Source organism: Pseudomonas sp. W4I3, assembly GCF_030816195.1.
Lineage (GTDB): Bacteria > Pseudomonadota > Gammaproteobacteria > Pseudomonadales > Pseudomonadaceae > Aquipseudomonas.
Genome location: NZ_JAUSXS010000001.1, coordinates 1423521 through 1444417 on the forward strand (window position 1 = coordinate 1423521; position 20897 = coordinate 1444417).

At 58.1% G+C, this 20897-nt stretch carries 12 protein-coding genes, 2 tRNA genes, 3 rRNA genes and 1 pseudogene; 11 read left to right on the plus strand and 7 right to left on the minus strand.

What is annotated here, in order from left to right; genetic code table 11:
• Nucleotides 1-545: 545 nt before the first annotated feature.
• The 8 genes from QF045_RS06295 (at nt 546) to QF045_RS06330 (ending at nt 9543) form a co-directional block, all read left to right on the plus strand.
• Nucleotides 546-2082, plus strand: a 16S ribosomal RNA gene (locus QF045_RS06295).
• A gap of 81 nt (nt 2083-2163) precedes the next feature.
• Nucleotides 2164-2240, plus strand: a tRNA-Ile gene (locus QF045_RS06300).
• 30 nt (nt 2241-2270) lie between these two features.
• Nucleotides 2271-2346: transfer RNA gene (locus QF045_RS06305), tRNA-Ala, on the plus strand.
• Between the two features lie 247 nt (nt 2347-2593).
• A 23S ribosomal RNA gene (locus QF045_RS06310) occupies nt 2594-5486 on the plus strand.
• 155 nt (nt 5487-5641) lie between these two features.
• Nucleotides 5642-5757, plus strand: a 5S ribosomal RNA gene (gene rrf / locus QF045_RS06315).
• Together the 16S, 23S and 5S rRNA genes with 2 tRNA genes alongside form the textbook arrangement of a ribosomal RNA operon.
• A gap of 220 nt (nt 5758-5977) precedes the next feature.
• Nucleotides 5978-6637 (plus strand): paraquat-inducible protein A, encoded by a 660-nt coding sequence (locus QF045_RS06320; protein ID WP_306491489.1) that lies wholly within the window; start codon nt 5978-5980, stop codon nt 6635-6637.
• On the plus strand, nt 6624-7247 hold the full coding sequence (locus QF045_RS06325) for a paraquat-inducible protein A (RefSeq protein ID WP_306491490.1): 624 nt from the start codon (nt 6624-6626) through the stop codon (nt 7245-7247). The genes QF045_RS06320 and QF045_RS06325 overlap by 14 nt, the downstream gene beginning before the upstream one ends.
• A complete protein-coding gene (locus QF045_RS06330) occupies nt 7240-9543 on the plus strand; it encodes a PqiB family protein (protein ID WP_306491491.1) in 2304 nt (767 codons plus the stop codon). Before QF045_RS06325 ends, QF045_RS06330 begins: the two co-directional genes overlap by 8 nt.
• Before the next feature lie 171 nt (nt 9544-9714).
• On the opposite strand, the pseudogene mksF reads toward QF045_RS06330, so the two are convergent.
• From mksF to mksB, 3 genes and pseudogenes are all read right to left on the minus strand, one after another.
• Nucleotides 9715-12556 (minus strand): annotated as a pseudogene (mksF, locus tag QF045_RS06335) (Mks condensin complex protein MksF).
• On the minus strand, nt 12553-13260 hold the full coding sequence (gene mksE, locus QF045_RS06340) for an Mks condensin complex protein MksE (protein ID WP_306491492.1): 708 nt from the start codon (nt 13258-13260) through the stop codon (nt 12553-12555). Before mksE ends, mksF begins: the two are co-directional and overlap by 4 nt.
• Nucleotides 13250-14542 carry an Mks condensin complex protein MksB gene (gene mksB, locus QF045_RS06345; protein ID WP_306491493.1) on the minus strand — a complete coding sequence of 431 codons (1293 nt, stop codon included), beginning with the start codon at nt 14540-14542 and terminating at the stop codon, nt 13250-13252. Before mksB ends, mksE begins: the two co-directional genes overlap by 11 nt.
• Nucleotides 14543-14729: 187 nt before the next feature.
• On the opposite strand from mksB, the gene QF045_RS06350 reads away from it, so the two are divergent.
• Both QF045_RS06350 and rimI read left to right on the plus strand, forming a co-directional pair.
• Nucleotides 14730-15473: an energy transducer TonB gene (locus QF045_RS06350; RefSeq protein ID WP_306494860.1), complete on the plus strand. Its 744-nt coding sequence runs from the start codon at nt 14730-14732 to the stop codon at nt 15471-15473.
• Nucleotides 15466-15918 carry a ribosomal protein S18-alanine N-acetyltransferase gene (rimI, locus tag QF045_RS06355; protein ID WP_306491494.1) on the plus strand — a complete coding sequence of 151 codons (453 nt, stop codon included), beginning with the start codon at nt 15466-15468 and terminating at the stop codon, nt 15916-15918. Before QF045_RS06350 ends, rimI begins: the two co-directional genes overlap by 8 nt.
• Nucleotides 15919-16037: 119 nt before the next feature.
• Here rimI and QF045_RS06360 read toward each other — a convergent pair whose 3' ends face one another.
• Nucleotides 16038-16442, minus strand: a complete 405-nt coding sequence (locus QF045_RS06360) for a serine kinase/phosphatase (RefSeq protein WP_306491495.1) — start codon at nt 16440-16442, stop codon at nt 16038-16040.
• 139 nt (nt 16443-16581) lie between these two features.
• Here QF045_RS06360 and can point away from each other — a divergent pair, with 139 nt between their 5' ends.
• Complete coding sequence (gene can / locus QF045_RS06365) at nt 16582-17226, plus strand: carbonate dehydratase (protein WP_003188288.1); 645 nt, start codon at nt 16582-16584, stop codon at nt 17224-17226.
• Here can and QF045_RS06370 read toward each other — a convergent pair.
• The 3 genes from QF045_RS06370 to QF045_RS06380 form a co-directional block, all read right to left on the minus strand.
• Nucleotides 17223-17744, minus strand: a complete 522-nt coding sequence (locus tag QF045_RS06370) for an SET domain-containing protein-lysine N-methyltransferase (RefSeq protein WP_306491496.1) — start codon at nt 17742-17744, stop codon at nt 17223-17225. The genes can and QF045_RS06370 overlap by 4 nt on opposite strands.
• Before the next feature lie 92 nt (nt 17745-17836).
• Nucleotides 17837-19006 (minus strand): hypothetical protein, encoded by a 1170-nt coding sequence (locus tag QF045_RS06375; RefSeq protein ID WP_306491497.1) that lies wholly within the window; start codon nt 19004-19006, stop codon nt 17837-17839.
• Between the two features lie 122 nt (nt 19007-19128).
• A complete protein-coding gene (locus QF045_RS06380; RefSeq protein WP_306491498.1) occupies nt 19129-20829 on the minus strand; it encodes an acid phosphatase in 1701 nt (566 codons plus the stop codon).
• Nucleotides 20830-20897: the final 68 nt, after the last annotated feature.

Sequence of the window (20897 nt, forward strand, 5' to 3'; positions counted from 1 at the left end):
TTGGGGTCGGCCTTTGCGTTTCTGGGGCTTTTTGACTTATATGACAGAAATGTGAAAAAGAGGGTTGACGGCAGATTCTGGAAGCCTATAATTCGCCCCACTTCCGGCGCAGTCGAAACGGAAAACTCCTTGATAAACAATGAGTTAAGTAGGTTTCGGCAGCAGGTTGCTTCAGTTCATCGAAGCCAAAAGGAAGTTGAAAAAGAGGTGTTGACAGCAGCGTGTAACGCTGTAGAATTCGCCTCCCGCTTACGAGAGATCGCAAGCGCAAGTGGTTGAAGTTGTTGAAGAATTCTTCGAAAACTTCTGAAAATAACCACTTGACAGCAAATGAGGCTGCTGTAGAATGCGCGCCTCGGTTGAGACGAAAGGTCTTAACCAACCGCTCTTTAACAACTGAATCAAGCAATTCGTGTGGGTGCTTGTGGAGTCAGACTGATAGTCAACAAGATTATCAGCATCACAAGTTACTCCGCGAGAAATCAAAGATGTAACCAACGATTGCTGAGCCAAGTTTAGGGTTTCTTAAAAACCCAAAGATGTTTGAACTGAAGAGTTTGATCATGGCTCAGATTGAACGCTGGCGGCAGGCCTAACACATGCAAGTCGGGCGGTAGAGAGAAGCTTGCTTCTCTTGAGAGCGGCGGACGGGTGAGTAATGCCTAGGAATCTGCCTGGTAGTGGGGGATAACGTTCGGAAACGGACGCTAATACCGCATACGTCCTACGGGAGAAAGCAGGGGACCTTCGGGCCTTGCGCTATCAGATGAGCCTAGGTCGGATTAGCTAGTTGGTGAGGTAATGGCTCACCAAGGCGACGATCCGTAACTGGTCTGAGAGGATGATCAGTCACACTGGAACTGAGACACGGTCCAGACTCCTACGGGAGGCAGCAGTGGGGAATATTGGACAATGGGCGAAAGCCTGATCCAGCCATGCCGCGTGTGTGAAGAAGGTCTTCGGATTGTAAAGCACTTTAAGTTGGGAGGAAGGGCAGTTACCTAATACGTGATTGTTTTGACGTTACCGACAGAATAAGCACCGGCTAACTCTGTGCCAGCAGCCGCGGTAATACAGAGGGTGCAAGCGTTAATCGGAATTACTGGGCGTAAAGCGCGCGTAGGTGGTTTGTTAAGTTGGATGTGAAATCCCCGGGCTCAACCTGGGAACTGCATTCAAAACTGACTGACTAGAGTGTGGTAGAGGGTGGTGGAATTTCCTGTGTAGCGGTGAAATGCGTAGATATAGGAAGGAACACCAGTGGCGAAGGCGACCACCTGGACCAACACTGACACTGAGGTGCGAAAGCGTGGGGAGCAAACAGGATTAGATACCCTGGTAGTCCACGCCGTAAACGATGTCAACTAGCCGTTGGGAGCCTTGAGCTCTTAGTGGCGCAGCTAACGCATTAAGTTGACCGCCTGGGGAGTACGGCCGCAAGGTTAAAACTCAAATGAATTGACGGGGGCCCGCACAAGCGGTGGAGCATGTGGTTTAATTCGAAGCAACGCGAAGAACCTTACCAGGCCTTGACATCCAATGAACTTTCTAGAGATAGATTGGTGCCTTCGGGAACATTGAGACAGGTGCTGCATGGCTGTCGTCAGCTCGTGTCGTGAGATGTTGGGTTAAGTCCCGTAACGAGCGCAACCCTTGTCCTTAGTTACCAGCACGTAATGGTGGGCACTCTAAGGAGACTGCCGGTGACAAACCGGAGGAAGGTGGGGATGACGTCAAGTCATCATGGCCCTTACGGCCTGGGCTACACACGTGCTACAATGGTCGGTACAGAGGGTTGCCAAGCCGCGAGGTGGAGCTAATCCCACAAAACCGATCGTAGTCCGGATCGCAGTCTGCAACTCGACTGCGTGAAGTCGGAATCGCTAGTAATCGCGAATCAGAATGTCGCGGTGAATACGTTCCCGGGCCTTGTACACACCGCCCGTCACACCATGGGAGTGGGTTGCACCAGAAGTAGCTAGTCTAACCTTCGGGAGGACGGTTACCACGGTGTGATTCATGACTGGGGTGAAGTCGTAACAAGGTAGCCGTAGGGGAACCTGCGGCTGGATCACCTCCTTAATCGACGACATCAGCTGCTCCATAAGTTCCCACACGAATTGCTTGATTCATTGAAGAAGACGAAAGAAGCAGCCCGAAATTGGGTCTGTAGCTCAGTTGGTTAGAGCGCACCCCTGATAAGGGTGAGGTCGGCAGTTCGAATCTGCCCAGACCCACCAATTTTGTGTGGGAAACGCCTGTAGAAATACGGGGCCATAGCTCAGCTGGGAGAGCGCCTGCCTTGCACGCAGGAGGTCAACGGTTCGATCCCGTTTGGCTCCACCACTACTGCTTCTGTCGGTATAAAGCTTAGAAATGAGCATTCCATCGTTGTGATGGTGAATGTTGATTTCTAGTCTTTGACTAGTTCGTTCTTTAAAAATTTGGGTATGTGATAGAAAGATAGACTGAACGTTACTTTCACTGGTAACGGATCAGGCTAAGGTAAAATTTGTGAGTTCTCTTAACTGAGAAATTCGAATTTTCGGCGAATGTTGTCTTCACAGTATAACCAGATTGCTTGGGGTTATATGGTCAAGTGAAGAAGCGCATACGGTGGATGCCTTGGCAGTCAGAGGCGATGAAAGACGTGGTAGCCTGCGAAAAGCTTCGGGGAGTCGGCAAACAGACTTTGATCCGGAGATGTCTGAATGGGGGAACCCAGCCATCATAAGATGGTTACCTTACACTGAATACATAGGTGTATGGAGCGAACCAGGGGAACTGAAACATCTAAGTACCCTGAGGAAAAGAAATCAACCGAGATTCCCTTAGTAGTGGCGAGCGAACGGGGACTAGCCCTTAAGTGGCTTTGAGATTAGCGGAACGCTCTGGAAAGTGCGGCCATAGTGGGTGATAGCCCTGTACGCGAAAATCTCTTAGTCATGAAATCGAGTAGGACGGAGCACGAGAAACTTTGTCTGAATATGGGGGGACCATCCTCCAAGGCTAAATACTACTGACTGACCGATAGTGAACTAGTACCGTGAGGGAAAGGCGAAAAGAACCCCGGAGAGGGGAGTGAAATAGATCCTGAAACCGTATGCGTACAAGCAGTGGGAGCCCACTTTGTTGGGTGACTGCGTACCTTTTGTATAATGGGTCAGCGACTTATTTTCAGTGGCGAGCTTAACCGAATAGGGGAGGCGTAGCGAAAGCGAGTCTTAATAGGGCGTCTAGTCGCTGGGAATAGACCCGAAACCGGGCGATCTATCCATGGGCAGGTTGAAGGTTGGGTAACACTAACTGGAGGACCGAACCGACTACCGTTGAAAAGTTAGCGGATGACCTGTGGATCGGAGTGAAAGGCTAATCAAGCTCGGAGATAGCTGGTTCTCCTCGAAAGCTATTTAGGTAGCGCCTCATGTATCACTGTAGGGGGTTAGAGCACTGTTTCGGCTAGGGGGTCATCCCGACTTACCAAACCGATGCAAACTCCGAATACCTACAAGTGCCGAGCATGGGAGACACACGGCGGGTGCTAACGTCCGTCGTGAAAAGGGAAACAACCCAGACCGTCAGCTAAGGTCCCAAAGTTATGGTTAAGTGGGAAACGATGTGGGAAGGCTTAGACAGCTAGGAGGTTGGCTTAGAAGCAGCCACCCTTTAAAGAAAGCGTAATAGCTCACTAGTCGAGTCGGCCTGCGCGGAAGATGTAACGGGGCTCAAACCATACACCGAAGCTACGGGTATCACGTAAGTGATGCGGTAGAGGAGCGTTCTGTAAGCCTGTGAAGGTGAGTTGAGAAGCTTGCTGGAGGTATCAGAAGTGCGAATGCTGACATGAGTAACGACAATGGGTGTGAAAAACACCCACGCCGAAAGACCAAGGTTTCCTGCGCAACGTTAATCGACGCAGGGTTAGTCGGTCCCTAAGGCGAGGCTGAAAAGCGTAGTCGATGGAAAACAGGTTAATATTCCTGTACTTCTGGTTATTGCGATGGAGGGACGGAGAAGGCTAGGCCAGCTTGGCGTTGGTTGTCCAAGTTTAAGGTGGTAGGCTGGAATCTTAGGTAAATCCGGGATTCTAAGGCCGAGAGCTGATGACGAGTCGTCTTTTAGACGACGAAGTGGTTGATGCCATGCTTCCAAGAAAAGCTTCTAAGCTTCAGGTAACCAGGAACCGTACCCCAAACCGACACAGGTGGTTGGGTAGAGAATACCAAGGCGCTTGAGAGAACTCGGGTGAAGGAACTAGGCAAAATGGCACCGTAACTTCGGGAGAAGGTGCGCCGGTGAGGGTGAAGGACTTGCTCCGTAAGCTCATGCCGGTCGAAGATACCAGGCCGCTGCGACTGTTTATTAAAAACACAGCACTCTGCAAACACGAAAGTGGACGTATAGGGTGTGACGCCTGCCCGGTGCCGGAAGGTTAATTGATGGGGTTAGCTAACGCGAAGCTCTTGATCGAAGCCCCGGTAAACGGCGGCCGTAACTATAACGGTCCTAAGGTAGCGAAATTCCTTGTCGGGTAAGTTCCGACCTGCACGAATGGCGTAACGATGGCGGCGCTGTCTCCACCCGAGACTCAGTGAAATTGAAATCGCTGTGAAGATGCAGTGTATCCGCGGCTAGACGGAAAGACCCCGTGAACCTTTACTATAGCTTTGCACTGGACTTTGAATTTGCTTGTGTAGGATAGGTGGGAGGCTTTGAAGCGTGGACGCCAGTCTGCGTGGAGCCAACCTTGAAATACCACCCTGGCAACTTTGAGGTTCTAACTCAGGTCCGTTATCCGGATCGAGGACAGTGTATGGTGGGTAGTTTGACTGGGGCGGTCTCCTCCTAAAGAGTAACGGAGGAGTACGAAGGTGCGCTCAGACCGGTCGGAAATCGGTCGTAGAGTATAAAGGCAAAAGCGCGCTTGACTGCGAGACAGACACGTCGAGCAGGTACGAAAGTAGGTCTTAGTGATCCGGTGGTTCTGTATGGAAGGGCCATCGCTCAACGGATAAAAGGTACTCCGGGGATAACAGGCTGATACCGCCCAAGAGTTCATATCGACGGCGGTGTTTGGCACCTCGATGTCGGCTCATCACATCCTGGGGCTGAAGCCGGTCCCAAGGGTATGGCTGTTCGCCATTTAAAGTGGTACGCGAGCTGGGTTTAGAACGTCGTGAGACAGTTCGGTCCCTATCTGCCGTGGACGTTTGAGATTTGAGAGGGGCTGCTCCTAGTACGAGAGGACCGGAGTGGACGAACCTCTGGTGTTCCGGTTGTCACGCCAGTGGCATTGCCGGGTAGCTATGTTCGGAATAGATAACCGCTGAAAGCATCTAAGCGGGAAACTAGCCTCAAGATGAGATCTCACTGGAACCTTGAGTTCCCTGAAGGGCCGTCGAAGACTACGACGTTGATAGGTTGGGTGTGTAAGCGCTGTGAGGCGTTGAGCTAACCAATACTAATTGCCCGTGAGGCTTGACCATATAACACCCAAGCAATTTGCGACTCGAGAGAGACCAGATTGCGGTGTGTGAAGACGAGATGAACCGGAAGTTCGACGTTCACAAAACACCAAATTCTATTACATACCCAATTTGCTGAAGCGAGGCCAACTGGCCACGACTCAGTACCCGAATTTCTTGACGACCATAGAGCATTGGAACCACCTGATCCCATCCCGAACTCAGCAGTGAAACGATGCATCGCCGATGGTAGTGTGGGGTTTCCCCATGTGAGAGTAGGTCATCGTCAAGATTAAATTCCAGAACCCCTGTTTGCTAACGCAGACAGGGGTTTTGTTTTGGGCGGTCGAAAACCATGCCGCCTGCAGACACCCCGGTCGCGAGCACCTCCAACACTAACTCCCTGACTCGCCTCCATACTCGCCCAACACACCTGACAAATTTGCACAGTTATTTGTGAACCAGACCACTAGAATAGGCACCTAACCTTTTTTAGAGCCCGAGCCCTATTTATGCCCGATCCGGTTGATGCCCTTGAGGTGTCGGACTTACCCCTGGACGACTTGGTGGCATGCCATGAGTGCGACCTGCTGATGCGCAAACCCATGCTCGCCCTCGGTGAAAAGGCTCATTGTCCGCGCTGCGGTTACGAGCTCTACGCTCACCGTCACAATGTTGTCGAGCGAAGCCTCGCCTTGGTGCTGGCCGCACTGCTGCTCTATATCCCTGCAAATTTTTTACCCATCATGCAGCTCAATCTACTCGGGCAGTCCTCGGAGGACACCGTCTGGAGCGGCGTGGTTGGCCTGTTCAATACCGGTATGCAAGGCGTTGCCGTTGTGGTGTTCCTGTGCAGCATGGCCATTCCCCTGCTCAAATTGCTTTGCCAGCTGGCTGTGCTGCTGAGCATCCGCTGGAACATCGGTCGCAGTTATGGGCTGCTTTTCTACCGCATCTACCACCATATGAAAGACTGGGGAATGTTGGAGGTGTACCTGATGGGCGTACTGGTGGCACTTGTGAAGCTGGCTGATATGGCCTCCATTACGCTTGGCCTGGGCCTGGCCTGCTTTGTCAGTCTATTGATGGTTCAGATTCTGCTCGAGGTGGTGATGTCACCCCACCAGATCTGGCAAGCGTTGTCAGGAGAGGACGACCATGCGGGCGATTGATGCAGGCATTCTGGTTTGTACTGAATGCCATGAGTTGAACAAGCAGCAGGCCGATGCCGATGAGCAGCTCTGCACCCGTTGCGGTGCACTGATCCACGCACGTCGCCCCAATAGCCTCGTGCGCACCTGGGCACTGCTGGTCACTGCGGCGATCTTGTATATCCCCGCCAACCTGCTGCCCATCATGACCGTCAACTCCCTCGGCCAGGGCGACCCCAGTACCATCATGTCCGGCGTGATCCAGCTGGTACAGCACGGCATGTTTCCGATTGCCGCCGTGGTGTTCATCGCCAGTATTCTGGTACCTACCTTCAAGCTTGTGGGGATCGGCCTGCTGCTGTTTTCGGTGCAGCGTCGTCAACCGCTGTCAGCGCAACAACGCATTCTGATGTACCGCTTCATCGAATTCATCGGACGCTGGTCCATGCTGGATATCTTCGTGATCGCCATCCTGGTGGCGGTCGTAAACTTTGGGCGACTTGCCAGTGTCGAAGCCAATCTTGGCGCTGCAGCGTTTGCCAGTGTGGTGATCTTGACGATGCTTGCCGCAGTAACCTTCGATCCCCGACTGATTTGGGATAACACGGAGTCGGATGACGACCATGAGTGATTTGCCTAAAGCTAAAACCCGCCCAGCATCGAACTGGTCGGCCATCTGGGTGTTGCCCCTGATTGCCCTGATCATCGGTGGCTGGCTGGGCTGGCGTGCCTACTCCCAGCAGGGTATCGAGATCCAGGTCCGCTTTGAAAGCGGCGAAGGCATTCAAGTCAACAAGACCGAAGTGGTCTACAAAGGCATGACCGTGGGCAAGGTCAAGGCCTTGGCGCTGGATGACGAAGGCAGCAATCGCGGGGTGATCGCCACCATCGAAATGAACAAGGATGTCGAACAGTACCTCAAGACCAACACCCGCTTCTGGCTGGTCAAGCCCAGCGTCAGCCTAGCGGGCATCACTGGCCTGGAAACCCTGGTCTCGGGCAACTACATCGCCGCAAGCCCAGGCGATGGTGAGCCCACCCGCAAGTTCAAGGCACTCTCCGAAGAGCCGCCGTTGTCCGACGCCAAGCCTGGCCTGCACCTGACCCTCAAGGCTGATCGACTGGGTTCACTTAACCGTGGCAGCCCGGTGTTCTACAAGCAGATCCAGGTCGGTCAGGTCAAAAGCTACTTGTTGTCTGAGGACCAAAGCACTGTCGAGATCAAGGTCTATATCGAACCGACCTACGCCAATCTGGTGCGCAAACATACGCGCTTCTGGAACGCCAGTGGCATCAGCATCGACGCCAACCTTTCCGGTGTGAAGGTGCGCAGCGAATCCCTTTCCAGCATCGTCGCCGGCGGTATCGCTTTCGCCACACCGGAAAATCGCAAGGACAGTCCGCCAACCGACCCAAGCCTGCCTTTCCGCTTGTACGAGGATTTCGACGCTGCTGCCGCGGGCATCAAGGTCAAGGTCAAGCTTACCGACTTCGAGGGCCTGCAGGCTGGACGTACGCCAGTGATGTACAAAGGTATCCAAGTCGGCAGCCTGAAAACCCTGAAGATCGACCCTGACCTGTCCAGCGCCAGCGCTGAATTGACCCTCGACCCGTTGGCCGAAGACTACCTGGTTCAGGACACGCAGTTCTGGGTGGTCAAGCCATCCATCTCCCTGGCCGGTATTACTGGTCTTGAGGCCTTGGTCAAAGGGAACTACATCGCCATCCGCCCCGGTGACAAAGGCACACCGCCGCAACGTGAGTACGTGGCCCGCGCCAAGGCTCCGCCGTTGGACCTGCGCTCCCCTGGCCTGCACATGGTGCTGCTCACCGACAGCCTGGGCTCATTGGATGTCGGCAGCCCGATTCTGTACAAACAGGTCAAGGTCGGTTCGGTACAGAGCTACCAGTTTTCACGCAAGAAAAAGCAATTGGTGATCGGGGTTCATATCGAGAAAGAGTATGAAAGCCTGGTCAACGGTTCGACCCGTTTCTGGAATGCCAGCGGTGTCACCCTCACCGGCGGGCTTACCGGCGGTATCCAGGTGAAAAGCGAATCCCTGGCCAGCCTGATGGCCGGCGGCATTGCCTTCGAAACGCCGGAACCGAATGTGCCGCTGAAAAGACGCATCCCTCGTTTCCGCTTGTTTGCCGATCGTGACGCTGCCAATCAACATGGCACCCTGGTCACCATCAAGGTCGATCGCGCCGACGGCTTGAGCCCCGGCACGCCGGTGCGCTTCAAAGGCCTGGACGTGGGCAAGCTCGAGAGCGTAGACCTGAGTGCCGACATGCAATCGGTGCTGCTCAAGGCGCGTATCACCCAAGTGGCGGACCGCGTTGCGCGGGTTGGCAGCCAGTTCTGGGTGGTCAAGCCTGAGTTGGGCCTGATGAAGACGGCAAATCTGGAAACCCTGGTCACCGGTCAATACATCGAAGTGCAGCCGGCTGCGAAAAACGCCGGCCCGCAGAAGAGTTTTGTCGCCCTTGCCCAGCCGCCGGAAGCCGCGCATCAGGAGGCGGGCCTGAGCCTGACACTCAGCGCCGCACGCCGTGGTTCGCTCAAGGAAGGCGTGCCGGTCACCTACCGTGAGGTCACCGTGGGCAAGGTTACCGGCTACGAGCTGGGGCAGACCGCCGACCGCGTACTGGTGCACATCCTGATCGAGCCCAAGTACGCGCCGTTGGTGCGCAGTGGCAGCCGCTTCTGGAACACCAGCGGCTTCGGACTCGACTTCGGTTTGTTCAAGGGTGCGACCGTGCGTACCGAGTCTCTGGAGACCCTGGTTGCCGGCGGCATTGCCTTTGCCACGCCTGATGGCGAACGCATGGGCAACCCGGCGCGGCCGCAGCAGACCTTTGCGCTGTTCGACAAGTTCGAGGATGAATGGCTGACCTGGGCCCCCAAGATTCCACTCGGCAAGTAGACCGAGGCGCGGCTATCGGGAGCAAGCCCCCTCCCACACCTTTGAATGTATTCACAAATCAGAATGTGGGAGGGGGCTTACCCCCGATGAGGCCTTAAAAGCCACTGCAAAACCCACAAAAAAGGCCGCGATCCAAAAGATCGCGGCCTTTTTGCATTTCAGCGCTATAGGTCAGACTTCGTCCAACTCCGGCTCATCTGCCTGCACGTTGATGGTTGCCTTCACCACATCGTGACGACGGATATATTTCCAGTCCGCCTCATCGATGTAGATCCCGTTCGGTCCGCTGCCGCCTTCCAGGTCGATCGCCACCTGGGCGGACACCTGCGGCTTCACGCTGGCCAGGATCGGCACGAAGCCCAACTGCAGGCTGGTTTCCAGCAGCGCTGCCTGGTTCTTCTCATCGATATCCGCTGCCTCGTCGAGGTAGTACGGCAAGCGCACGCGGCCGGCCTGGTCGCGGTCCATCAAGTGCAGCAACAAGTACATGTTGGTCAGCGCCTTGATGGTCATGGTGGTGCCGTTGGACGCGGCGCCATCGATGTCGGTGTGGATGATCGGTTGGCCGTGCACCTTGGTGATCTCGAACGCCAGCTCGAACAGGTCCTTGAGGCCCAATTGGTTATGGTTGGCCGCCACGAGGCGGGCCAGGTATTCCTTGGCCTCTTCGTTCTTGTTGTCCTGTTCGGCGCTCTGGCTGAGGTCGAACACCGACAAAGTCTCGCCTTCCTCATATTGACCGGCGCTGTGGATGATCTGGTCGATATGCTTGAGGGCTTCCTTGTTCGGCGCCAGCACGATGCGAAAGCTCTGCAGGTTGGAAACCTGGCGCTTGTTGATCTCGCGGTTGAACAACGCCAGTTGGTGTTCGAGGCTGTCGTAGTCGCTACGGATATTGCGCAAGGTCCGCGCGATATCGGTGACCGCCGCACGGCGCGCCTTGCCCAGGGTCAATGCTTCATCAGTGCGGTGGGCATAGGCGTTGATCAGCAGTTGCAGACGACGCTCCATGTCATCCTCGCTGTCGAATTTGGCCACGCCCTTGAGGCGCACCTGGGCATACAGCGCTTCGATCTGACCATCGGCGCGCAGCAAGCCTTGCCAGCTGTCCTGATAGTCGTTGAGCAGCGGCAGCAGGTTGTCCATGGAGTCGTCGACCGGGTCCATGAACGGCGTGCCGAACGGCAGGTCTGCCGGCAGCAACTGGCGACGGCGCAACGCATCATCCAGCGTACGCTGCTTGGCTTCCATATCACCGATCTGGCGGCCGACCAGTTGCAGCTTGGCCGACAGCTGCTGGACGCGCTCGGTGAACGCATCGCTGGAGCGCTTCAATTCGTCCTGGGCCGCTTCCATCTGCGCGAGGTTTTCCAGCTTCTCGCTTTCTTCTGCGCTCAGGGTTCTGGGTGCGGCGGAAATCTTCCAGCGCCTTCTGCGCGTCCAGCACCTGCTGGTACAGCGCTTCAGTCTGGGTCTTGCTCGCCGCTCGGTCAGAGGCGACCGCATGCTGGGTTTTCAGTTGCTTGAGTTCTTTTTCCAGGCGCTCTTTCTGGTCGCGCAATGCCGCGCGATCCGCCAGCGCCTGCAGAGCGGGTGGCTCGATGTGCGAGATGTCGATGGACAGCCCTGGCACTTCGAAACGCTCGCCCTTGAAGCCATCGAGGATCTGTTCCAGGGATTTGACCCATTGGCCTTCGTCATCCAGCGTAATGCCATGCTCACCCAAAGGCAGGCTGAACAATGAGCTGTTGAACAGGCGCATCAGGCGCTCGACGTCCTGCTGCGAGAATTCTTCGCGCAGCTTGGCATAGCTATTGTTGTCCGCGTGATCGAGCTGTTGCTTGACCGACTTCAAGCGTTTTTCCAGGTCGCGCAGACGCTCGTTCAGGTCCTCGGCGCTGAACTGACGGGACTGCGCCAGCGCACCTGCCAATTCATCGTGAGCGTCCTTGGCCGCCAGCAATTGCTGCTCCAGCACCTTCACGTCGTCGACCAGCGCGAAGCGATGCTTGAGCACCGACAGCTCGCCCAGCCAACGCTGGATGCCGCTGATCTCGCGCTCCAGGCGCATCAGCTCCTGGGTGCCGCCACGCTGGTCGTTCTGCAGGGCGTCCTGCTCGTTGCGATAGTGTTCGGCCTGGATCGTCAGCTCTTCCTTGCGCGCACTGGCGTAATCCGACCAGGTGCCCAACAGCGAATCCAGCAACGGCGACAGGCGATGCAGTTTGCCGCGCAGAATGTCGCGCTGTTTCACGCCATTGGCGAGTGCTTCGACCAAAGGCCCGGCGGCCACCAGTGAGTGGTAGTCCTGCTCCATGCGCCGCACATCGCGAAAGGCTTCTTCGCACGCGGCGATGTAATCGACGCTGCCGGAGCGCAGGCTGTGTTCGAACGCATCGAGGAACAATTGCTTGAGCTTGGCCGCAGTGATTTCGCGCATGTGCAGCAGGTTGATGAACAACGCACGGAAGGTCTTCAGGCTCTGTTCGCTGGTGGAACGCAGCGGGATCAGCGTCAGGTCCAGCGGAATCGAGGTGTGGCCGCCTACCAGCAAGCGACGCAGTTCGTCGGGCTTGAGCTCATACGCCTTCAGGCCTTCGCGCTCAAGATTGGTGAACAGCTCTTTCTGGCGCAGGCAGGTGTCGTTCTTCTGATAGTGGGCCAGGTCCAGCTTGCCAGCATAGGCAAAGAACTGGTGACCAAAACCACCGCCCGGGCCGCGCCCGACCACGCCAATGACGTGCGGGCCGTGGGGTAGCGAGACTTCCACCAGGATGTAGCTGGTGTCGGTGGCAAAGTAGAAGCGCCGCGATTGCTCCAGGGTGTACTTGCCGAAACTCATGTCCGACATGCGCGCCAGGATCGGGAACTGCAAGGCGTTGATCGACGCGGACTTACCCAGATTGTTCGCGCCATACACCGACAACGGTTCTTCCAGCGGGAACAAACCCAGGCTGTAGCCGGCGGTGTTCAATAGGGCGAAGCGGCGTATGCCGTAGCGTTCCTTACTCATGCGTCGGTCTCCTGTTCTTCGGCAATCGCGCGAGCGAGAGCGTCTTCTTCGCTTTCTTCAGCGAAGTCGCTCAAGTCCAGCGGGTCATCGGTCTGCAGCAATTTTTCATCGCTGTCTTCGTCGATGATCACCGGCGCGGGCAGCGGCAAGACGCTGTGCACACTGGCGGCGAGGTCACGGTCCTGCTGCACCGACAGGCACACATCAAGGAAGCGATGCATCGGCGGCAGGAAGCGATAGATGCCGTTGTCTTCGCTGGCAAAGCCCAGCTGCGTCATGCGGCGCATGATTTTTTCTTCGAGTTCTTCCTGGGTCTGCACTTCGGCCTGGATAAACAGGTCGCGGTATTTCTCCAGCAACGACGGCAGTTCATCGCGGCCCAGGCTACCGCCATCGAGTACGGCGACCGGATCGCGGCCCTGGTCGGCCAGATGCTCAACGATGATGAAGGTGAACAGCGCCAGGCGCTGGGCGGTCTTGTTCACCTGCGCGGCGGCCACGGCGGTGTCCGGCACGAAGTAGTAGAAACCGCGCGTGTCGCAGACCAGCTCAAAGCCCAGGGCCTTGAACAGCGTGCGGTACTGGTCCTGGAAATTCGACAGTTGTGCGTACAGCTCCGGGTCGCGGCGGCTGACGTGGTAACCCTTGAACAGCTCGCGAAAGATCGGCGCCAGCTGGGACAGTTCGGATAGATCAAGATGCATGCGAATTCCTTACATAAGCGGTGCTCGCGGAATTCTCGGCGGCGTCGGTGCCGGTCGGGAGCAGGGCGAAGGAGCGCAGGCTGACCTGGTGCTCGTGGGTGTGGTAGTCGCGGCGCTCCAGGCGTTCGCGCTTGAAGCGTTTTTCCCGCGAGAGCCGCGAGAACCAGTACAGCAACTCGTCGGTCGCGCCGTCCGGTTCCTGCTCCAGCAGCCAGGTCATCAGGTCCGGCATCGGCAGGGCGTCTTCGCAGCGCTCGAGCATTTCCTTGACCGTTCGCGGCGCGCGCTGTGCTTCGCCCTTGTGGGTTTTGTGCGCCTTGGGGAACCGCGCCGGTTTGGGCTCGAAGTTCGCCAGCGCATACACATACGCCTCGACCTGGCTGGCACTGCCCAGGAAGGTGCTTTGCGGTCGGGTGAACATCGGCATGGCGGCCTGCGGCACTGCATCCAGGCCTTTGCGGCGGATCGCCGACAGGGCCAGCGCCGCACCACGGGTCACGGCGTTGTGCCGGCGGGCTTCTTCGCGTAGCGGCAACAGCAGCTCGCGCGCGTGACGCAAGGTCAGCTGGGCACTGGTCTGCATCTCGAGGATGCGCGCGTGGGTGCGCAGCAGCATGTCGTCGTCCACCAAGTGGCCGAGACGCTGTTGCTCGGTGAGCATGCGCAGCAGCACGTTTTCCACCTTGCGCACGCCTTGCTCGAACGCGCCGTCGGCGTTCACCAGCTGGATCATCGGTTCGACGTACTCGTCCCAGGTGGCCAATACCTCGGCGTAACGCTGGCGCAACGGGATCTGCCGGTCGCTGGTCTTGGCGCGGTCGGCCACGGCCGCGAGCGCCTGTTCGTCGTTGGCGAGTTTTTTCAGTACATCCCGTACGCGCATATCCAGCAGGCGCAATTGCCGGGCCAGGTCGTGGCCGTCGCGGATGTCGAAAGCGTCCTGGATGTAACCGGCCAGGCGCTCGAGGTGGCGCAGGTAGGCTTCGATTTCCAGGCACAGGCCAAGCCGGTGCTCCTTGCGAAGATAGGCGAGAAAGTCGTGGATCTGTGCGTTGAGCTCGAAACGGTTCGGGCTCTTGGCGACAGGCACCAGGATATCCAGGCGAATCCACACGTCCAGCAGGCTGGTGATGTCCTGAGGCGTACTGTCCAGTTGTTGGGCGGCCAGTTGCGCGCGCAACTCGCCAAGGCTCAGGGTGCCTTGGTCGAAGTGTTCGCACAGTGGCTCAAGTAAGGCCCAGTGTTCGGCGAGGGCGCGCAGGACGCGCTTGGGTTCGATCATGGGAATGGCCGGCTGGTTGGCGATTAAAAGTCGCGATTGTACTGCATCGGGCGCGGGATTTATCCACAGCCGGTCAGCGCGCAGTGGGCGATTGTTGTCGAACAGCGGTAGAATCGCCGCTCTTTAGTTATCCACAAGTGGCCGAGCTGTGCTTATCGAGTCCCGACGTCGCGCTTACTTGACCGCCATGCAGGTGGTCAACTGGCTGCCCCGCACCGAACTGCCGTTTGCCGCGCCGTCGCGGCCCGAGCTGTTGCAGGCGCTTGAGCCCTATGAGGCGTTCGAGTCTTCCGGCGAGGAGGCAGCGGCCCCGGTTGCGGTGGTCAAGCCGGTGCCCGAAACACGGCCGACGGTGGAGCGCACGAAGATCGAAGTGCCGCGCCCGTCTCCTATGGCCAGGGCGGTAGTCACCGAAGAAGCCGCGCCTGTGGTCAAGGCCCCGGTGGTACCGCCACCGCGCTTTGCCCTGCAACTGCTGCGCGCCGGGCGCTGCCTGCTGTTGGTGGAGTTGCCCACCGGCGAACGCTTCCAGTCGCGTGACCCTGCCTACCTGCTGCTCAAGGACATGCTGCGCGCCGCTGGCCTGCCCGACAGCCCGCAAATTGTCGGCGACCCGGTGCGCTGGCCGCTGTTGGTGCGCGGCACCATGGACCAGGGCCCGGAAGCGGCGCGGGATTTCGTACAAAGTTTTGTCTCGGCGCGCCTGGAAGACGAACCGTGCGTCTGCCTGTGGCTGATCGGCCTGCCCGCTGTGCGTTTTGCCGGCGAGGCCGATGCCGAGGCCTGGTACCGCGAACTGCAGGTCGAAGGCCTGGGTTCGGTATGGGCCCTGCCGGGCCTGGAATTATTAATGGAAGAGCCACAGCGTAAGGCTGATGTCTGGCAAGCCATGCGCCGGCTGATGGCGCGCTGGAAAACAACCGATGAGTGACGCTTTATCCTTCCGCCCGATGACCGAGGCTGATCTCGATGCCGTGCTGAAGATCGAATACGCGGCGTTCAGCCACCCATGGACCCGCGGCATCTTTCTCGACGGGCTGGGCAAGTACCAGATCTGGCTGATGTTCGAGGGTGAGCAGCAGGTGGGGCATGGCGTGGTGCAGATCATTCTGGATGAGGCGCACCTGCTCAATATCACCGTTAAACCGGAGAATCAGGGCCGGGGTTTGGGCTTGGCGTTGCTGGAACACTTGATGTCCCGCGCCTATGCGGCCAATGCCCGAGAGTGTTTTCTGGAAGTGCGCGACAGCAATACCGGTGCATTCAGGTTGTATGAACGCTATGGCTTCAATGAAATTGGCCGTCGCCGGGATTACTACCCCGCCGTGGGGGGCCGCGAAGACGCGGTCGTCATGGCCTGCACCCTGGTCGACTAATCGCCGACTTCCATGTGGGAGGGGGCTTGCTCCCGATATAGGGTATCAGTCACTGCATAAGTTGACTGAAACACCGCAATCGGGAGCAAGCCCCCTCCCACATGTTAAGCGGTGGTGTGTCAGGGTTTCTGGTTGAGCGGGTCCAGATCCGCCAGCTCGGCCTCATCCAGGCCATTGCCGCCGCCGATGTCATCTTCATCGACCACGCTCAGGTCGTAATCCGCTGCGCCGTCTTCGCCTTCCTCCCGCGCATCCCGCGCGCCATCCTCATGGATCAGCGTTTCCGGGCTCATGTCATCGTCGGTCGACTCATGGTCAGCCGTCGAAGCCCCGGTCAGCCCGGCCTCGCGCACCCGTTCGTCGGGCATCAGATGCTCGCGTTCGCCAGGCGGTAGTTCATCGCCGATTTCGGCTGTCTGGTCTTCCTGATCAAAATCGAGCTCGCGCATCGACCCCATGCGGTCCTCGTTGTCATCAATCGGTTCGGGCTGCGTAGCGCCGTAGGGACGTCGTGATTCAGTCATGGCCAATCCTCATACTGTGGGGCTTATAGTGTGTGGACCGGTTCTGCGCCGCAAAGATTCAAGCTAATTTGCGCCAGGCGTGACCCGGACGAGGGGTTGTCAGTCACAAAACTGCGCATCATTCCTGAGGCTTTCCCTGATGAACGAACTACAAGACCTGCTAGACAACAACGAACGCTGGGCGGATGCGATCAAACAGGAAGATCCCGAATTCTTCGCCAAGCTCGCCCGCCAGCAAACCCCGGAATACCTGTGGATCGGCTGCTCCGATGCGCGCGTACCGGCCAACGAGATCGTTGGCATGTTGCCAGGTGATCTGTTCGTGCACCGCAACGTGGCCAACGTGGTGCTGCACACCGACCTCAATTGCCTGTCGGTGATCCAGTACGCAGTCGATGTGCTCAAGGTCAAACACATCCTCGTCACCGGTCACTATGGTTGCGGCGGCGTGCGCGCCTCAATGCAGGACCGCCAGTTCGGCCTGATCGACGGCTGGTTGCGCACTATTCGTGATCTCTATTACGAAAACCGCGACGTACTGGCCCAGTTGCCCACTGAAGAAGAGCGCGTAGACCGCATGTGCGAGCTGAATGTGATTCAGCAGGTGGCCAACGTCGGTCATACCAGCATTGTGCAAAACGCTTGGCACCGCGGGCAGAGCCTGTCGATCCATGGCTGCATCTATGGCATCAAGGATGGCCGGTGGAAGAGCTTGAACACCACCATCAGTGGCTTTGAGCAGTTGCCACCGCAATACCGTCTGCGGCCGCTGGGCGAAGCCTAAGGCCGTTTACGCTCGCGCCACCAGGCCATGAAGGCCTGGCCCTCGGGGTTCAGCGGCTCCTTGCTGCCGGTGATCCAGCCCCGGCAGTTCAGCTCGCCGCAATGGCAGGCGAACTGCCGGGACAGCGCGTCTTCGGTGTTGGCATAGTCCACAGTCAATGCGGTGCCGACGGGGATGGGTTGTACGCTCCAGAGTTCCAGGTAAGTGGCGTCGAGGAACACGTTCGGGTTGCAGGAGTGCTGCAACAGGCCGCAGAACCAGGCGTCGTACAAGTGTATGCGTGGCGATAGCTGCAGCGTATGCGGGCGTTGTTCGCTGACTGCATAGCCGGAAACCCTGGCGATGCGCACGCGGCTGTCAAATGCAACGCGGGTTTTTACTCCAGCGGTCGCCTCAGCGTCGTGCACGATCTGAAATTGCTCGGTCGAGGGGTAACCCTGATCGACGCGTAGCGTCTTGAATGGGTAAAGGCAGTCAATCACAGCCGCTTTAGCCTTATCCATGGCTCGAGTTTTCATGATTCTCCTGCAGCAAATGGGCGCCGCTCAAGACTCTCCGAAGTCGTGGACGATTTCTACTGTCAAATCTGACAGTAGAAATCGGTGCTGCTTCATAGCGCAGGTGGCGCGACGACGGGCGTTGGCGCCGCACTGCGCAATTGTTTCAACTGGGCCTTGATGGTGGGCGTGGCGCATTTGGCGTTTGCCTGCTCCGGGCTCAGGTTGCGCACCGAGGTATAGAACAGCTCGCAGGTCTGCTCCTTGCGCGTGACCTGCCAGGTGTTCATGCACGCCTTGAGCAAGACATTCGCGTCGCTGGCGGGTTTCTGGCCCATGCCGGCTTGCCAGCACGCCGCGCTCAGATCCTGGCCCATCACTTTCAAGCCGGCCTCATCGGCTTTCTGCTCATTACCGTCATAAGTGTCCGGGCTGGCGGCATACCAGATGTAGCTCGGGTGGTTGGCGCCGAGTACCGAGACTGGCGTGCCCGGCTCCGGGCTGATCTGCGCCAGGCCCAGTACCGCCACCGTTTGCCCGTATTGCTGCTTGATCCAACTGCGCACCGGTGCGCCGAAGGCCACCATCGGCAATGAACCGTTGGGGCGCAGGCTCAGCTCCTTGACCATGCGGGTCTGGTAGTCGGTGAAGTAGCTGTAGACGGCTTCCAGGTCCTTTCCCGCATTGGACGGCGCGGCGATGGGGGCGATATCAATGATGGTCTGATAGGCCGGGGTTTCACCGGCGGGAATGCCGTTACTGGTAAGCAACGTTGCCCAGCGGTCGGTGGTGGCCGATTCCAGATAATCCTGGGCCTGGGTCAGCGAATAATCCGGCGGAAAATGCAGCAGTTCGATGCTTTTGCGGTTTTCCAGGGCCATGCCCAATGGCAGGAACAGGTACCAGTTATACGCCCACTTGCCGTCGCTGTTGAGCTGGCTGGCACCCTGATAAGCGAGGTCGGCGGTATTGAGCAGTGCTGTCAGGGGCTGGCCGTAGCCCTCCGGCACGCCGCTGAAGGTTGCCGCGACCTGGCCGTCATGCACCTTGACGCTGACCTTGGCCCGGCTGTAGCCGTCCCGTTGCAGGCTCTGGTTCAGATAATGCTCGGCGGTCTGTTCCAGCGTCCAGGGCCGAAAGCAGATCACGTTGCAGTTATTGGGGAACGCAAACAGCTGGGTGACGCGCTGCGTGCTGCCCAATGGCACTTCGATATCGGCCTGTACGACCGCACTGGCCAGCAGTGCGGCCAGGGTTAAAGACAGCCTGGTCGGTTTGAACATAGTTGGTTCCTTGTCAGCGAAAGCCCGTCTGCGCGGGATGAAAGCCCACCCTCACACAGTAGCGGCTGACCAGGAAAATCGCGTGCTAAATCGCGGTGCGTGTCGCGATTGGATAAGTAAACCTACACGCTGAACTGCAAGGCGTTACTCAAATCACCCATGGGTTTCTGGCCGCGGGCGATCATCGCCTCATCCCTTTGCTTGAGGCCGTCCAGGGTCTCCAACTGAAACACGCGGGTGATCAAGCGCAAGATTGACGCGGTGTCGTAGACCGTATGGTCAACCGTGCCTTTGCGTGCGAACGGTGACACCACCAGGGCCGGAACCCGCGTGCCCGGGCCCCAGCGGTCGCCCTTGGGCGGTGCCACGTGGTCCCACCAACCGCCGTTTTCATCGACGGTCACGATCACCACCATGTTGTTCCACTGCGGGCTTTCCTGCAGCACTTTCAGGGCGCGGACGATATGGCGGTCGCCCGAGGCCACATCGGCATAGCCGGCATGCATGTTCAGGTTGCCCTGGGGCTTGTAGAAACTCACGGCGGGCAGCTTGCCCGCTTCGGCGTCGGCGAAGAACCTATTGGTACTCGACTCATCGCCCAGCCCGCCGTCGCGCAGGCGTTTGTCACGCTCGGCACGGTTTTCGGGGCCTTGCTGCCTGAAGTAGTTGAAGGGCTGATGGTGATACTGGAAGTTCGGAATCTTGGGGATGCCGCCCGAGTCCTTGAATTGATCCAGGGTGGCTTGCCATGCACCGGCGTACCAGGCCCAGTCGACGTTCTTTTTCGAGAGCTTGTCGCCAATGTGTTCATGGGTCTGTGGCACCAGCACATTGGGCAGGTCCGGTTTGGAAAAGTCCGGGTTTTGCGGGTCGCGGATCCAGGTCGGCCAGTAAGGCGGAGCCAACGTGTTGACGGCGTAACCGTCGGGCGTCAAGGCACTGGGGCCGAACTGCGGCGGTCCGGCCATGGCACTGGCCGGCGAAGCGTCCAAAGGCTTGAGGCGGGTGTCGGTTGGGTCGTCGCTTTGCAGCGTGGCGATCTGCGCCTTGGCCACCGACTGCGCGGCATTGGGATAGGTGGGCGCGGTGGCGCTGATCAAATACTGATGGTTAAGAAACGAGCCACCAAATGCGCCCTGGAAGAAGTTATCGCACAGCACGAACTCCTTGGCCACATCCCACAGGCGCAGGGAGTAACGGCTCTGGGCGTAATGGCCCATTACCAGGCCACCGGAATCGCCCCAGGCGACGAAGCGGTCGTTCTTGCCACCGTTGATCTGCATCTGGTTCTGGTAGAACACGTGCCACAAGTCCCGGGTCACCAGGCTCAGCGGCAAGTCTTCGGCATTCGGGCCTTTGAGGGCGAACGGTGCGTTGGGCAGGTTTTCCTGAAATTGCACCGCGCTCGGATAGGTGACGCCATCCACGCTTTGCGGGCCCACCTGCAGTACGCCGCCCCAGGTCGGGGGGAGGGTGGTCAGTACGCTGCCATCGCGGTCGCGTTGCTGAAAGTCGGCAGTGGAAAGCGCCGAGAGAGGCTTCTCCAGTCCAGGGAAGTGCGCAAACAAATTGTTGAAACTGCGGTTCTCGGCGTAGATCACCACCACGGTCTTCACATTCTCGCGCAAGGCCTTGTCCAGCTCCTGGGGCGAGAGCGGCCGTGGCACCGGTTTACCCGGTGCCTGGCTGGTATTGCCACAGGCACTCAAGCTCACGCCTACCCCCAGCACCGCCGCACCGCCCAGGAAGCGTCGGCGGCTCGTGCCTGCTGGCGCTTGGGCGTTGGAATCGGGAGTAGGGCGGTCTTCAGGCGCGTCAGTCATTGCGGGGAAATCCTTGGCGAGATGTTGCAAGATATTTCGCAGGACGGTAGCAATGGAATGTGACGAAA